The sequence below is a fragment of the Pseudomonas sp. DR 5-09 genome (assembly GCF_001655595.1).
Taxonomy (GTDB): Bacteria; Pseudomonadota; Gammaproteobacteria; order Pseudomonadales; family Pseudomonadaceae; genus Aquipseudomonas; species Aquipseudomonas pharyngis.
In genome coordinates this window covers 4,655,245-4,669,457 of the sequence record NZ_CP011566.1, presented here as the reverse complement: position 1 = coordinate 4,669,457, position 14,213 = coordinate 4,655,245, and the positions used below count along the sequence as shown (strand labels likewise).

Sequence of the window (14,213 nt, the reverse complement as noted above, 5' to 3'; positions counted from 1 at the left end):
GTGAGACGTAAACTTTTGCTGCTGCTGGAAACCGGACTGGTTCTGGCAGGGCTGCTGTTGGGCGCCAGCGCCTGGAAGATTCATTCGGCACTGGAACAGCCCCTGAACATCACGCAGGAAGAACTGCTGGATGTGCCCAAGGGATCCACCCCGACCCGTACTTTTCTTGGACTCGAAGCCGATGGCGTCATCAAGGACGCGTTCTGGCTGCGGGTCTATTGGCGGTTCAATCTCGCTGGCACGCCGATTCATACGGGCGAGTACCGAATGCAACCGGGCATGACCGTCAACGGCCTGATCGACCTGTGGAAGCGTGGCGATGTGGTTCAGTACAGCCTGACCCTGGTCGAAGGCTGGAATTTCCATCAAGTACGCGCCGCGCTGGCCAAGGATGAAAAGATCGAACAGACCCTCAATGGTCTGAGTGACAGCGAGGTCATGGCCAAAATCGGTCACAAGGGTCTGTTCCCTGAAGGCCGCTTCTTCCCCGACACCTACCGCTTCGTGCGCGGTGTGACCGATACCGAACTGCTGAAAAAGGCTTTTGACCGCCTCGACGAAGTGCTGGCCAAGGAGTGGGAAAAACGCTCCGCCGACGTGCCTTACACCGAGCCTTATCAGGCGCTGATCATGGCATCGCTGGTGGAGAAGGAAACCGGCGTGCCTCAGGAGCGTGGCCAGATTGCCGGCGTCTTCGTGCGGCGTATGGCGCTGGGCATGCAGTTGCAGACCGATCCGACGGTGATCTACGGCCTGGGTGACCGCTACAACGGCAAACTGACCCGCGCCCACCTCAAGGAAGCCACGCCGTACAACACGTACATGATTCCCGGCCTGCCGCCGACGCCGATCGCCATGGTCGGACGTGAAGCCATTCACGCGGCTCTCAACCCGGTGGATGGCACCAGTCTCTACTTCGTTGCCCGTGGCGATGGCAGCCATGTGTTCTCCGATGACCTGGACGCGCACAACAACGCGGTGCGCGAGTATCAGCTCAAGCGGCGCGCGGATTACCGCTCCAGCCCGGCGCCTGCGACAGCGCCCGAGGCCGCTCCGGCAGCCGAGGAGGCGATTCCTGCCGCCTCACCCGATACTGCACCGGAATCGTTGCCGCAGCCGCCTGCTCAAGCGCCTGCACCGACGTCGGAACCGGAAGCGTCCGCTCCCCAAAACACGCAATGACTTTGATTAAGGACTGCCTGTGACTGGCTTGTTTATTACCCTGGAAGGCCCGGAAGGCGCCGGCAAAAGCACCAACCGCGAATACCTCGCCGAGCGCCTGCGCGCCGCCGGTATCGAAGTGGTGCTGACCCGCGAGCCCGGCGGTACGCCGCTGGCCGAGCGCATTCGTGAGGTGTTGCTGGCCCCGGTCGACGAAGTGATGAACCCGGACACCGAGCTGTTGCTGGTGTTCGCCGCCCGTGCCCAGCATCTGGCTGAAGTCGTTCGACCGGCACTGGCCCGTGGTGCGGTGGTGCTGTGTGATCGTTTCACCGATTCGACTTACGCCTATCAGGGTGGCGGCCGCGGCTTGTCGCTGGAGCGCATCGCGGCGCTGGAGACTTTCGTGCAGGGCGATCTGCGTCCCGACCTGACGCTGATATTCGATCTGCCGGTGGAAATCGGCCTGGCCCGGGCCTGCGCCCGAGGTCGTCTGGATCGTTTCGAGCTGGAAGGGCGTGAGTTTTTTGAAGCCGTACGCAGCGCGTTTCTCAAGCGTGCGGAAGCCGATCCGGCGCGTTACGTGCGGATCGATGCCGGTCAGCCGTTGGCCAAGGTTCAACAATCGCTGGATACCCTGATTCCGAACTTGCTGGAGCTGGCCCGTGGCTGAGGCCTATCCATGGCAGGACAGCCTCTGGCAGCAACTGGCCGGGCGCACTCAGCACGCCCACGCGTATCTGCTGCACGGGCCGGCCGGGATCGGCAAGCGCGCGCTGGCCGAACGACTGATGGCCAGTCTGCTGTGCCAGCGTCCGACGCCTGAAGCCTGCGGTGAGTGCAAATCCTGCCTGCTGCTCAAGGCCGGCAGCCATCCGGACAATTACATTCTCGAACCGGAAGAAGCGGACAAGGCGATCAAGGTCGATCAGGTGCGCGATCTGGTCAGTTTCGTGGTGCAGACCGCGCAACTGGGCGGGCGCAAGGTGGTGCTGATCGAGCCGGTGGAGTCGATGAACATCAACGCCGCCAACGCCTTGCTCAAGAGCCTTGAAGAGCCGTCCGGCGATACCGTGCTGTTATTGGTCAGCCACCAGCCGAGCCGGTTGTTGCCGACCATCAAGAGCCGCTGCGTGCAGCAGGCCTGCCCGCTGCCGAGCGAATCCATGAGTCTACAGTGGCTGGCTCAGGCACTGCCGGAATGTTCCGAAGACGAACGGGTCGAACTGTTGACCCTGGCCGCCGGCTCGCCGTTGGCCGCCGTCACGTTGCAGGGGCAGGGCGTACGTGAACAGCGCGCGCAGGTGGTGGAAGGCGTGAAGAAGCTGCTCAAGCAGCAGCAATCGCCGACGCAACTGGCCGAGGAGTGGAAAAACATTCCGATGCTGCGTCTGTTCGACTGGTTCTGCGACTGGTCGAGCCTGATCCTGCGCTATCAGTTGACCGAGGATGAATCGGGTCTCGGCCTGACCGACATGCGCAAGGTCGTGCAGTATCTGGCGCAGAAAAGTGCCCAGGCTAAAGTGCTGGATATTCAGGACTGGATTCTCGCCCAGCGCCAGAAAGTCCTGAGCAAGGCCAACCTCAACGCGGCGTTGCTGCTGGAAGCGTTGCTGGTGCAATGGGCGAGCTTGCCTGGCCAAAGATAAGAATGTGTACCTAGACTCTGAGCATCAGCAGTGGAGGTCAACATGAATGAACCCGTCAGTCCGGGGCCGCGCAACGGCATCTTGTCCCTGACCATCAAGGACAAGTCGGTCCTCTACGCCGCCTACATGCCGTTCATCAAGAACGGCGGCCTGTTCATCCCGACCAACAAGAACTACAAGTTGGGCGACGAGGTGTTCATGCTGCTGAACCTGATGGACGAGGCGGAGAAGATTCCGGTGGCCGGCAAAGTGGCCTGGATCACCCCCAAAGGCGCGCAGGGCAACCGCGCGGCCGGCGTCGGCGTGCAATTCAACGATGGCGACAATACCGCGCGCAGTCGCATCGAAACTCATCTGGCCGGAGCCCTGAAATCCGACCGTCCCACTCATACGATGTAAGTTGCAGTCCTTTTTATGCTCGTAGATTCCCATTGTCACCTTGATCGCCTCGACCTCGCCGCTCACGACGGTTCCCTGGATGCCGCGCTGGATGCGGCCCGCGAACGCGGCGTCGGGCATTTCCTGTGCATCGGCGTCAGCGCCGACAACGCAGCCGACGTCAAAGCCCTGGCCGAGCGTTACGACGACGTCGATTGCTCGGTCGGCGTGCATCCGCTGGATGTGCAGCCGGGCGCGGCGCCGGCGCTGGGCTGGCTGTTGCACGAGCTCAATCACCCGAAAGTGGTGGCGATCGGTGAAACCGGTCTGGACTACCACTACGAGCCGGAAGCCGCCGAGCTTCAGCAGGAGTCGTTCCGTCTGCACCTGCAAGCCGCGCAGCAGACCGGCAAGCCGGTGATCATCCACACCCGCGGCGCCCGCGCCGACACGCTCGAACTGTTGCGCGAAGCCGCGTTGCCCCAGGCCGGCGTGTTGCATTGCTTCACCGAAGACTGGGACATGGCCAAGGCGGCGCTGGACATGGGTTATTACATTTCCCTGTCGGGCATCGTCACCTTCCGCAATGCCGATGCGCTGCGTGATGTCGCGAGCAAAGTCCCGGCGGATCGCCTGCTGGTGGAAACCGACTCGCCGTACCTGGCGCCGATCCCTTATCGCGGCAAACCGAACCTGCCGCAATACGTGCGGGAAGTGGCAGAGTTTCTGGCGATGCTGCGCGGCGAGAACTACGAGCGTTTTGCCGAGCAGACCACCGAGAACTTCAAGCGACTGTTTCCGCTGGCGCATGTAAAAGCCTGAATCGCAGGCAAAAAAAACCCGGGTTCTGGGGGGTGAATCCGGGTTAAGACCATTAGGAGTAAAACAAAGGCACGCGGTCCCTTGGTACCTTTACCGGCGCGACACTTGGGGGAGATGTCGCCCGACAGTTCAAGTATTGATCAGTCTGGCGCCGAGTCCAGTTGGCTGGCCGGGGTTTTTAAACAAATTTGGAATACGTTCGCTTCGGTTATGTTCTCATTCCCCTCGAAACGTTCGTGAAATGAACAAGAAACACAGATATGGTCGGATGATCCGTGCATTTTTGCGCAAGTTAGGCATAATACGCGGCTTCGAATTTTGACCCCTACAGACCTTTTCTTATGCACAAAGAACCTCGTAAGGTCCGTGAGTTTCGTCGCCGCGAGCAAGAAATTCTCGATACCGCGCTCAAGCTGTTCCTCGAACAAGGTGAAGACAGTGTCACCGTCGAGATGATTGCTGATGCCGTGGGTATCGGCAAAGGCACGATCTACAAGCACTTCAAGTCCAAGGCCGAGATCTACCTGCGCCTGATGCTCGATTACGAGCGCGACTTGAACGAGCTGTTGCACTCGGCCGATGTCGACAAGGACAAGGAAGCGCTGTCCCGTGCCTACTTTGAATTCCGCATGCGCGACCCGCAGCGCTATCGCCTGTTCGATCGCCTGGAAGAGAAGGTGGTCAAGGGCAATCAGGTCCCTGAGATGGTCGAGGAGCTGCACAAGATCCGTGCCTCGAACTTCGAACGCCTGACGCTGCTCATCAAGGGCCGCATCAGCGAAGGCAAGCTCGAAGACGTGCCGCCATACTTCCATTACTGCGCATCCTGGGCGCTGGTGCACGGCGCGGTGGCGCTGTATCACTCGCCGTTCTGGAGCAATGTGCTGGAAGATCAGGAAGGTTTCTTCCAGTTCCTGATGGATATCGGCGTGCGTATGGGCAACAAGCGCAAGCGCGACCCTGAAACGCCAAGCAGCTGAATCATTCAGTTGCCTTATGCGCCATGTTTTTCGCTACATGGCGCAGTACCGCAGGAATATACTCAGGCATAGGGCTTGCTAAAACTTGAATTGTGAGTCAAGTTTTAGCCGCTCGATTTTCCATCGCCGGAGTGCTTCATGATCGTTGACCGTCAAGGCAGGCGTTTTCGCAATTTGCGGATCAGTCTGACTTCAGCCTGCAATTACGCCTGTACCTACTGCGTGCCCAACGGCAAGCGGTTGGTGGCTGCGCAGGATGAACTGTCGGCCGAGGCCATGGCGCGTGGCGTAGCCTATCTGATCGAAGCCGCGGGCATCGAGCGCCTGCGCATCACCGGCGGCGAGCCGCTGGTCAGCCCCAAGCTCGAATCTTTCATGAGCGCCGTCGGCAGGATGGGCCTGGAAGACATCAGCCTGACCACCAACGGCCAGCTCCTGGCGAAAAAACTTCCGTTGCTGGTCGATGCCGGCCTGCGACGCCTCAACGTTTCCCTCGATACCCTGGACGCCGGCGCGTTCCGCAGCATCGCCCGTGGCGGCGATCTGGCCACCGTGCTGGATGGCATGGATCAGGCCGCAGCGGCGGGGATGAAGATCAAGGTCAACATGGTGCCGTTGCGCGGGCAGAACCTCGACCAGGTGATGCCGTTGCTCGATTACTGCCTTGAACGCGGCTTTGAACTGCGCTTCATCGAGCTGATGCGCATGGGCCACCTGGCCACTGATTCCAACGCCTTCCTGCAGCAGTTCGTCAGCCTGCAACAGCTGCTGAGCCTGATCGGCGAACATTACGAGTACGCGCAAACCGACGCGCCGGTGGATGCCACGGCGGTTCGCTATGCGATTCCCGGTTTGGGTAATTTCGGCGTGATCGCCAACGAAAGCGTGCCGTTCTGCCGAACCTGTTCGCGCCTGCGCCTGTCGTCCACCGGATGGCTGCATGGCTGCCTGTCGTCGAGCAACCGCCACTACGTCGGTGACCTGCTCGACAAGCCGCGCCACGAGGCGCTGCCGGCGTTGCAACGACTGCTGGTCAAGGCGTTGGGCGACAAGCAGGAAGTCGCGTTCTCCGGCGGCGCGACCGTCATGAAGATCATCGGCGGCTGAAAATCCTCATCGCGAGCAGGCTCGCTCCCACAGGTAAATGCTATCTCCCTGTGGAAGCGAGCCTGCTCGCGATTACGATCGAAAAAACGACGAAGATCTGGAGGTGGCGCAAAAGCTGCATCCTACGGCCATTCGCCGGTTTTCCGTCACCGGCTTCTGGAGGATTAGGATGCGTAGCCTGGTTTTGCTGCTGGCCGTTTTGGCGCTGGGCGGCTGTATGACTGTCAGTGACATGGCCGAAGGGACTCGCTACCAGATGAGCGACGCGGGTCTGCTGGACCACAGCGACAGCCGTCGCGTGAACAATTTCCGCATTCAGCCGGATTCGTTTATCTACATCGCGCAAGGCTCGTTCGCGCCGCCGGGTGGTTCTTACCCACGCCCCAACGTAGTGGCCGAAGAGGCCTTCAAAGGCTTCGTCGAATACTTCCCGATGGTCCGCCGCGCCCGTGCGCCGGAAGGCCTCGACCAGGCGATGGGCGAAGCCCGCGACGCCGGTGCCCACTACTTGCTGTACACCCGTTTCGCTAAGGCCGACGACCGCATCGGCAACTCCGATGAATGGCTGGATGAGGAAGCCGTGGATCGCCTCGGTATCGACGGCGGCGTGATTCAGATCATGTTGATCGAGACCAGCACCCAGTATTTGATTGATACTGCGCGGATCAAGAGTCGTGGCGGTTTACTGACGTTCCACGACAACAAGCCCGAAGACCTGATCGGCCCGCCGCTGGCGCAGTACGCGCGCAGCCTGCTGGGCGTCGGGGACCAGTAATTCAAGGAGTACGCCATGAGTGGCCCGCAAAAAGCCAATGACCTGCTGGGGCAAATCCCCAAAACCAAAGGCATGCCGCCGGTGCACTTGTGGAACCCGGATTTCTGCGGCGATATCGACATGCGCATCGCCCGTGACGGCACCTGGTATTACCTGGGTACGCCGATCGGGCGAAAGCCGATGGTCAAACTGTTCTCCACCATCATCCGCCGCGATGGCGATGACTATTTCCTGATCACTCCGGTCGAGAAGGTCGGGATCAAGGTCGATGACGCGCCATTCGTGGCGATTGCCGTCGAGGTGGAAGGCGAGGGTGAGGCGCAACTGCTGCGCTTTACCACCAACGTCGATGAAACAACGGAAGCCGGCCCGGAGCATCCGATCCGGGTCGAGATCGATCCAGCGACGCAAGAACCTGCGCCTTACGTGCATGTCCGCACCAATCTCGAAGCGCTGATCCACCGCAACGTGTTCTACCAGTTGGTGGAGCTGGCAGTGAGCCGTGAAATCGATGGCCAGCGCTGGCTCGGCGTCTGGAGCGGTGGCGAGTTCTTCCGCATCGGCCTCGAACCTTAAAAAACCGCAGTCTGTGAAAGCAGGCTGCGGTTTTTTGTCGTTGACTCTCAATCGTATGATGATTAGCGTAGGCACCCACAGCAAACGGCTTCGGGGTGTCCATGTCGAGCAGTTTTCACGCATCAACGGTTGACTGGCTGGGCGCCTGGATTGCTGCCGGCCAAGTGAAGCCGGGGCAGGCGATCAAGGTCGAGGCCGATCTGGGCGAGCAGCTCGGCGTCAGTCGCACCGTGATCCGCGAAGCCATCAAGACCCTGGTTGCCAAAGGCATGCTCGAAGTCGGGCCGAAGGTCGGCACGCGGGTGCTGCCGATCAAGCGCTGGAACCTGTTCGATCCGCAAGTGGTGGGCTGGTTGTCACGCAGCGGCTTGCCGGAAAATTTCGTCGATGACCTGCTCGACCTGCGCCGTACCATCGAACCGATGGCGGTGCGCTGGGCCTGCGAGCGGGCGACCGTCGAACAGGTGCAAGCCGTGCAGCAGGCCTACAACGCACTCGAGCGGGCAGTGGACAGCGGCATCGATTACAACCGTGCCGACCAGTTCTTCCACGAATGCATTCTCGCCGCCAGCCACAATCAATTCATCGAACAAATGGTGCCGGCCCTCGGCGCGCTGCTTGCCGTTTCCTTCGAAGTGTCCGCGGCTGACCCCGACGAATTGCGCCGCACTTTGCCTATCCACAAAGACATGGCCGACGCTATTGCCGCCCGGGATGCCGCGCGCGGGGTGTGGGCCTGCATGACCCTGATCGACAATGCCGACCTGGCCATCAAGCGGTTTTACCCGCAGGTGATGGCCGACAAAAAAGCCAGCTGACAAAAACAACAAGACAGGAGGTTGCATGACGTGGACTGCGGTGACAGAACATCGGGCGCAACTGGGCGAAGGCCCGTTCTGGGACGCACCAACCCAGGCGCTGTACTGGGTGGACATCGCCGGCAGGCAGACGCTGCGGCTGATCGGGCAGAACGTGCAGATCTGGCAGATGCCGGAGCACGTCTCGGCGTTCATTCCCTGCGCCAGCGGCGACGCGCTGGTGACCCTGAGCAGCGGCGTCTATCGGCTCGATCTGGATTCCCCCGGACTTGAGCCGCGACTGACGCTGTTCTGCGTCGCCGACCCGCAACCGGGCAACCGCGCCAACGAGGCACGTTGCGACGGCCAGGGCCGCTTGTGGCTCGGCACCATGCAAAACAACATTGGCGAGCAGGGCGAGGATCTGCCGATCACCCGTCGTTCCGGCGGGCTGTTCCGCGTTGATCCGGATAAAAGGGTCACGCCATTGCTGCGCGGCCTGGGCATTCCCAACACGCTGCTCTGGAGCGACGACGGCACGACTTTGTTGTTCGGCGACAGCCTCGACAGCACCTTGTATCGCTATTTTATTCACACCGACGGCAACCTCGACACCGCCCAGCCCTGGTACAGCGCCGATCAGCACGGCGGCCCGGACGGTTCGGCGATGGACGCCGAAGGCTACGTGTGGAACGCCCGCTGGGACGGCAGCTGCCTGCTGCGCCTGACCCCGGATGGCCAGATCGATCGCAAGATCGACCTGCCGATCAGTCGCCCCACCAGTTGCGTGTTCGGCGGCGCAGACTTGAAAACCCTGTACATCACCAGCGCCAAAAGTCCGCTGAATCATCCGCTGGACGGCGCCGTACTGTCGCTGCAAGTGGATGTCGCCGGAAAGCTCTGCACGCGATTTGCCAGTTAAATCCCAAAATATGGGATGCAAAATTATATATTGAGATTATTTGGCGGTCGGGTTTATAGTCGGTCCCAGCAGTAACACGCACTCACACTTAAAAAGAACAAAACAGGTGAAGTGATGCAGCGAATTTCCATCGCACTCCATAGCGGAGTCAGCGCTTCGGGCCGTCTCGGTGCCGCGGCGTGCGCTCGCCTGTCTTGTTCCACAAGCCTTCCAGACCGGACATCGTCAGATGCCCGGTTTTTTTATGCTTTCGAACAGGAGTCCTGATTCATGGCTGAACCACTATCCTTGCCACCGGTGCCCGAGCCACCGAAAGGTGAGCGCCTGAAAAACAAGGTCGTGCTGCTGACCGGCGCCGCCCAAGGCATCGGCGAAGCAATCGTCGCGACCTTCGCCTCGCAGCAGGCCAAACTGGTGATCAGCGATATCCAGGCTGAAAAGGTCGAGAAAGTCGCCGCGCACTGGCGCGAGCAGGGCGCCGATGTGCAGGCGATCAAGGCCGACGTCTCGCGTCAGCAGGATCTGCACGCCATGGCCAAACTGGCCATCGAGCTGCACGGCCGCATCGACGTGCTGGTGAATTGCGCCGGGATCAATGTGTTCCGCGATCCGCTGGAAATGACCGAAGAAGACTGGAAACGCTGCTTCGCCATCGACCTCGACGGCGCCTGGTATGGCTGCAAGGCCGTATTGCCGCAGATGATCGAGCAAGGCATCGGCAGCATCATCAACATTGCGTCGACCCATTCCACGAACATAATTCCCGGCTGCTTTCCGTACCCGGTGGCCAAGCACGGCTTGCTCGGGCTGACCCGAGCGCTGGGCATCGAGTACGCGCCGAAGGGTATTCGGGTCAATGCGATTGCACCGGGCTACATCGAAACCCAACTCAACGTCGATTACTGGAACGGCTTTGCCGACCCGCACGCCGAACGCCAGCGCGCTTTCGATCTGCATCCACCGAAACGCATCGGCCAGCCGATTGAAGTGGCGATGACCGCCGTGTTTCTGGCCAGCGATGAAGCGCCGTTCATCAATGCCTCTTGCATCACCATCGATGGTGGTCGCTCGGTGATGTACCACGACTGAGAAAAGCGGATTTCAGGCGGAAAGGTCCGCCTGAAATTCAATCATCATACGATATGACTATTGTCGTCATGATTCGCAGGAAACGCTTCGACCGCTTTAACGTTTTTCAAATAACGCTCAAGAAAAATAACAAGGAGTCTGCTTATGAAACGTCGTTTCGGGATTCGTACCCTGTGCAGTACCGCGCTGGCGGTTACTGCGTTCAGCCTGAGCAGTTCGCTGCTGGCCGCCGATCCGGTGAAGATCGGCTTCCTGGTCAAGCAGGCCGAAGAGCCGTGGTTCCAGACTGAATGGGCCTTCGCCGAGAAAGCCGCCAAGGACAAAGGCTTCGAGCTGATCAAGATCGCCGTGCCAGACGGCGAGAAAACCCTCTCCGCCATCGACAGCCTCGCGGCCAACGGCGCCAAGGGCTTCGTCATCTGCCCGCCGGACGTGTCCCTCGGCCCGGCGATCATGGCCAAGGCCAAGCTCAATGACCTGAAAGTGATCGCTGTCGACGACCGCTTCGTCGATGCCAATGGCAAATTCATGGAGGACGTGCCGTACCTCGGCATGGCCGCCTTCGAAGTCGGCCAGAAGCAGGGCGCCGCCATGGCCGCCGAAGCGAAAAAGCGTAACTGGGACTGGAAAGACACCTACGCGGTGGTCAACACCTACAACGAACTCGACACCGGCAAGAAGCGCACCGACGGCTCGATGAAGGCGCTGGAAGATGCCGGCATGCCGAAAGATCACATTTTGACTGCCGCCCTGAAAACCCTCGACGTGCCGGGCAGCATGGACGCCACCAACTCGGCGCTGGTCAAGCTGCCAAGTGCGGCGAAGAACCTGATCATCGGCGGCATGAACGACAACACCGTGCTCGGCGGCGTACGCGCCACCGAAGCCGCCGGGTTTGCCGCGGCCAATGTGATCGGCATCGGCATCAACGGCACCGACGCCATCGGCGAATTGAAAAAGCCTAACAGCGGCTTCTACGGTTCGATGCTGCCGAGCCCGCACATCGAAGGCTACAAGACCGCCGAGATGATGTACGAGTGGGTCACCACCGGCAAGGAACCGCCGAAGTACACCGCGATGGACGACGTCACCCTGATCACCCGCGACAACTTCAAGCAGGAGCTGGAGAAGATCGGCCTGTGGAACTGACGGCAGCGGCGGCCCGGGCAGCCGGGCCGCTTGAACGGTGTGATGAGGTGGCTTAAATGCACGCGCAAGTACAGACACAAGAACACAGTGCCAGCGGTAGCCTGCGTTTCAACGGGATCGGCAAGACCTTCCCGGGCGTGAGGGCGCTGGACGGCATCAGTTTCGTCGCTCACCCCGGGCAGGTTCACGCCTTGATGGGCGAGAACGGCGCCGGCAAATCGACCCTGCTGAAAATCCTCGGCGGCGCCTATATCCCGAGCAGCGGCGAGCTGCAGATCGGCGAGCGGACGATGGCGTTCAAGTCCACCGCCGACAGCATCGGCAGCGGCGTGGCGGTGATTCACCAGGAGTTGCATCTGGTGCCGGAAATGACCGTGGCCGAGAACCTGTTCCTCGGTCACCTGCCGGCCAGCTTCGGCCTGATCAATCGCGGCGCGCTACGCCAACAAGCCTTGACCTGCCTCAAAGGCCTGGCCGATGAAATCGACCCGCAGACGAAAGTCGGACGCCTGTCCCTCGGCCAGCGGCAATTGGTGGAAATCGCCAAGGCGCTGTCCCGTGGCGCCCATGTGATTGCTTTTGACGAACCGACCAGCAGCCTCTCGGCGCGGGAAATCGACCGTTTGATGGCGATCATCGGCCGGCTGCGCGACGAGGGCAAAGTGGTGCTCTACGTCTCCCATCGCATGGAAGAAGTATTCCGCATCTGCGACGCGGTGACGGTGTTCAAGGATGGTCGCTACGTGCGCACTTTCGAGGACATGAGCCAGCTGACCCACGATCAACTGGTGACCTGCATGGTCGGGCGCGACATTCAGGACATCTACGATTATCGCGGTCGCCCGCGCGGTGCTGTGGCGCTGAGAGTCGATGGCTTGCTCGGCCCGGGCCTGCGCGAGCCGATCAGTTTCGATGCGCACAAAGGCGAGATTCTGGGCCTGTTCGGACTGGTCGGGGCCGGGCGCACCGAGCTGTTCCGGCTGCTCAGCGGTCTGGAGCGCAACACCGCCGGACGCCTGGAATTGCGCGGTCATGAACTGAAGCTGCGTTCACCCCGCGATGCGATTGCCGCCGGGATTCTGCTGTGCCCGGAAGACCGCAAGAAGGAAGGCATCATCCCGCTCGCCAGCGTCGCCGAGAACATCAACATCAGTGCGCGCGGTGCGCATTCCGGTCTCGGCTGCCTGCTGCGCGGAATCTGGGAAAAAGGCAACGCCGAGAAACAGATCAAGGCCCTGAAGGTGAAAACTCCACACGCCGGGCAACAGATCAAGTTCCTGTCCGGCGGCAATCAGCAGAAAGCCATTCTCGGCCGCTGGCTGTCGATGCCGATGAAAGTGCTGCTGCTCGACGAGCCGACCCGGGGCATCGACATCGGTGCCAAGGCTGAGATCTACCAGATCATCCATAACCTGGCCGCCGACGGTATTTCGGTGATCGTGGTGTCCAGCGATCTGATGGAAGTCATGGGTATTTCCGACCGCATTCTGGTGCTGTGCGAGGGCGCCCTGCGTGGCGAAGTCAGCCGCGACCAGGCCAACGAATCCAACCTGCTGCAACTGGCTTTGCCGCGCCACCGCGCTGACGGCGTGGCGAACTGAGAGGTGACTATGATGACAACCCAAAACGAAACCCTGCCGACCGAGCGCAAACCTCTGGATATGCGGCGCTTCCTCGATGACTGGGTGATGCTGCTGGCGGCGGTGGGCATTTTTGTCGCCTGCACCCTGCTGATCGACAACTTCCTCTCGCCGCTGAACATGCGTGGCCTGGGCCTGGCGATTTCCACCACCGGGATTGCCGCGTGCACCATGTTGTATTGCCTGGCGTCGGGGCATTTCGACTTGTCGGTGGGCTCGGTAATCGCCTGCGCCGGGGTGGTGGCGGCGGTGGTGATGCGCGACACCAACAGCGTGTTTCTCGGCGTCAGCGCGGCGCTGGTGATGGGCCTGATCGTCGGCTTGATCAACGGCATCGTGATCGCCAAGTTGCGGGTCAACGCGTTGATCACGACGCTGGCGACCATGCAGATCGTCCGTGGCCTGGCTTACATCTTTGCCAACGGCAAAGCGGTGGGCGTCTCGCAGGAGTCGTTCTTCGTCTTTGGTAATGGCCAGTTGTTCGGCGTACCGGTGCCGATTCTGATCACCATCGTCTGCTTCCTGTTTTTCGGCTGGCTGCTGAACTACACGACCTACGGGCGCAACACCATGGCCATCGGTGGCAACCAGGAAGCGGCGTTGCTGGCGGGGGTGAATGTTGATCGCACCAAGATCATCATCTTCGCGGTGCATGGCGTGATTGGTGCGTTGGCGGGGGTGATTCTGGCATCGCGGATGACGTCGGGTCAGCCGATGATTGGCCAAGGGTTTGAGCTGACGGTGATTTCGGCTTGCGTGCTGGGCGGGGTGTCGCTGAGTGGCGGGATCGGGATGATCCGGCATGTGATTGCCGGGGTTCTGATTCTGGCGATTATCGAGAATGCGATGAACCTGAAGAATATCGACACGTTTTATCAGTATGTGATTCGTGGGTCGATTCTGCTGTTGGCTGTTGTCATTGACCGTTTGAAACAGCGCTGAGATCAAAAGCTCCCTCATCGGAACGCCGCCCGCCCAGCCCTCTCCCGGAGGGAGAGGGAGCCGACCGAGGTGTCTTGGGCTCTACATTGACCTGAAGAATCCAGTCGATTATGGATTCGGCAAAGCCTTTTCACGTCGACGTACCTCCCGAATATCCCCCATTCAGTTCCCTCTCCCTCCGGGAGAGGGCTAGGCGGGCGGCGTTCCGATGAGGGCGCTCTTGATC

15 protein-coding genes are annotated in these 14,213 nt (G+C 60.7%); all 15 read left to right on the top strand.

Annotated elements, in window-relative coordinates; genetic code table 11:
- The 15 genes from mltG (at position 1) to araH (ending at position 13,987) form a co-directional block, all read left to right on the top strand.
- The gene (mltG, locus tag PDR5_RS20875) at positions 1–1,182 is read left to right on the top strand and encodes an endolytic transglycosylase MltG (RefSeq protein WP_064598545.1); all 1,182 of its coding nucleotides are present in this window, start codon (positions 1–3) and stop codon (positions 1,180–1,182) included.
- A 19-nt stretch (positions 1,183–1,201) separates the two neighbouring features.
- Positions 1,202–1,834, top strand: a complete 633-nt coding sequence (gene tmk, locus PDR5_RS20870) for a dTMP kinase (RefSeq protein ID WP_064598543.1) — start codon at positions 1,202–1,204, stop codon at positions 1,832–1,834.
- Positions 1,827–2,810 carry a DNA polymerase III subunit delta' gene (locus PDR5_RS20865; RefSeq protein ID WP_064598542.1) on the top strand — a complete coding sequence of 328 codons (984 nt, stop codon included), beginning with the start codon at positions 1,827–1,829 and terminating at the stop codon, positions 2,808–2,810. Before tmk ends, PDR5_RS20865 begins: the two co-directional genes overlap by 8 nt.
- Positions 2,811–2,852: 42 nt before the next feature.
- Positions 2,853–3,209, top strand: a complete 357-nt coding sequence (locus PDR5_RS20860; RefSeq protein ID WP_039770657.1) for a PilZ domain-containing protein — start codon at positions 2,853–2,855, stop codon at positions 3,207–3,209.
- Positions 3,210–3,224: 15 nt separating this feature from the next.
- Positions 3,225–4,010, top strand: coding sequence for a TatD family hydrolase (locus PDR5_RS20855; protein ID WP_064598540.1), 786 nt, complete (start codon positions 3,225–3,227; stop codon positions 4,008–4,010).
- 341 nt (positions 4,011–4,351) lie between these two features.
- A complete protein-coding gene (locus PDR5_RS20850; RefSeq protein WP_007950805.1) occupies positions 4,352–4,990 on the top strand; it encodes a TetR/AcrR family transcriptional regulator in 639 nt (212 codons plus the stop codon).
- Positions 4,991–5,128: 138 nt separating this feature from the next.
- Positions 5,129–6,097, top strand: coding sequence for a GTP 3',8-cyclase MoaA (locus PDR5_RS20845; protein ID WP_064383475.1), 969 nt, complete (start codon positions 5,129–5,131; stop codon positions 6,095–6,097).
- 169 nt (positions 6,098–6,266) lie between these two features.
- On the top strand, positions 6,267–6,872 hold the full coding sequence (locus tag PDR5_RS20840) for a DUF4823 domain-containing protein (protein WP_064598539.1): 606 nt from the start codon (positions 6,267–6,269) through the stop codon (positions 6,870–6,872).
- A gap of 15 nt (positions 6,873–6,887) precedes the next feature.
- Positions 6,888–7,448: a DUF1285 domain-containing protein gene (locus PDR5_RS20835; RefSeq protein WP_064598537.1), complete on the top strand. Its 561-nt coding sequence runs from the start codon at positions 6,888–6,890 to the stop codon at positions 7,446–7,448.
- A gap of 101 nt (positions 7,449–7,549) precedes the next feature.
- Positions 7,550–8,266: a FadR/GntR family transcriptional regulator gene (locus PDR5_RS20830; RefSeq protein ID WP_007950814.1), complete on the top strand. Its 717-nt coding sequence runs from the start codon at positions 7,550–7,552 to the stop codon at positions 8,264–8,266.
- A 25-nt stretch (positions 8,267–8,291) separates the two neighbouring features.
- On the top strand, positions 8,292–9,167 hold the full coding sequence (locus PDR5_RS20825; protein WP_064598535.1) for an SMP-30/gluconolactonase/LRE family protein: 876 nt from the start codon (positions 8,292–8,294) through the stop codon (positions 9,165–9,167).
- Positions 9,168–9,437: 270 nt separating this feature from the next.
- Positions 9,438–10,256 carry an SDR family oxidoreductase gene (locus PDR5_RS20820; RefSeq protein ID WP_064598533.1) on the top strand — a complete coding sequence of 273 codons (819 nt, stop codon included), beginning with the start codon at positions 9,438–9,440 and terminating at the stop codon, positions 10,254–10,256.
- Between the two features lie 144 nt (positions 10,257–10,400).
- Entirely contained in the window at positions 10,401–11,405 is a 1,005-nt protein-coding gene (locus PDR5_RS20815; protein ID WP_064598531.1) for a substrate-binding domain-containing protein, read from the top strand.
- Between the two features lie 56 nt (positions 11,406–11,461).
- Positions 11,462–13,006 carry an L-arabinose ABC transporter ATP-binding protein AraG gene (gene araG, locus PDR5_RS20810; RefSeq protein ID WP_064598529.1) on the top strand — a complete coding sequence of 515 codons (1,545 nt, stop codon included), beginning with the start codon at positions 11,462–11,464 and terminating at the stop codon, positions 13,004–13,006.
- A 12-nt stretch (positions 13,007–13,018) separates the two neighbouring features.
- Positions 13,019–13,987, top strand: coding sequence for an L-arabinose ABC transporter permease AraH (gene araH, locus PDR5_RS20805; RefSeq protein WP_011335422.1), 969 nt, complete (start codon positions 13,019–13,021; stop codon positions 13,985–13,987).
- The last annotated feature ends 226 nt before the right edge of the window (positions 13,988–14,213 follow it).

Bases quoted from the DNA above. Each gene is read 5' to 3' on its own strand.
- PDR5_RS20815 (WP_064598531.1), top strand. From the start codon at position 10,401: ATGAAACGTCGTTTCGGGATTCGTACCCTGTGCAGTACCGCGCTGGCG.
- araG (WP_064598529.1), top strand. From the start codon at position 11,462: ATGCACGCGCAAGTACAGACACAAGAACACAGTGCCAGCGGTAGCCTG.
- PDR5_RS20860 (WP_039770657.1), top strand. From the start codon at position 2,853: ATGAATGAACCCGTCAGTCCGGGGCCGCGCAACGGCATCTTGTCCCTG.
- PDR5_RS20855 (WP_064598540.1), top strand. From the start codon at position 3,225: ATGCTCGTAGATTCCCATTGTCACCTTGATCGCCTCGACCTCGCCGCT.
- PDR5_RS20845 (WP_064383475.1), top strand. From the start codon at position 5,129: ATGATCGTTGACCGTCAAGGCAGGCGTTTTCGCAATTTGCGGATCAGT.
- PDR5_RS20840 (WP_064598539.1), top strand. From the start codon at position 6,267: ATGCGTAGCCTGGTTTTGCTGCTGGCCGTTTTGGCGCTGGGCGGCTGT.
- PDR5_RS20820 (WP_064598533.1), top strand. From the start codon at position 9,438: ATGGCTGAACCACTATCCTTGCCACCGGTGCCCGAGCCACCGAAAGGT.
- PDR5_RS20850 (WP_007950805.1), top strand. From the start codon at position 4,352: ATGCACAAAGAACCTCGTAAGGTCCGTGAGTTTCGTCGCCGCGAGCAA.
- PDR5_RS20825 (WP_064598535.1), top strand. From the start codon at position 8,292: ATGACGTGGACTGCGGTGACAGAACATCGGGCGCAACTGGGCGAAGGC.
- araH (WP_011335422.1), top strand. From the start codon at position 13,019: ATGACAACCCAAAACGAAACCCTGCCGACCGAGCGCAAACCTCTGGAT.
- PDR5_RS20830 (WP_007950814.1), top strand. From the start codon at position 7,550: ATGTCGAGCAGTTTTCACGCATCAACGGTTGACTGGCTGGGCGCCTGG.
- PDR5_RS20835 (WP_064598537.1), top strand. From the start codon at position 6,888: ATGAGTGGCCCGCAAAAAGCCAATGACCTGCTGGGGCAAATCCCCAAA.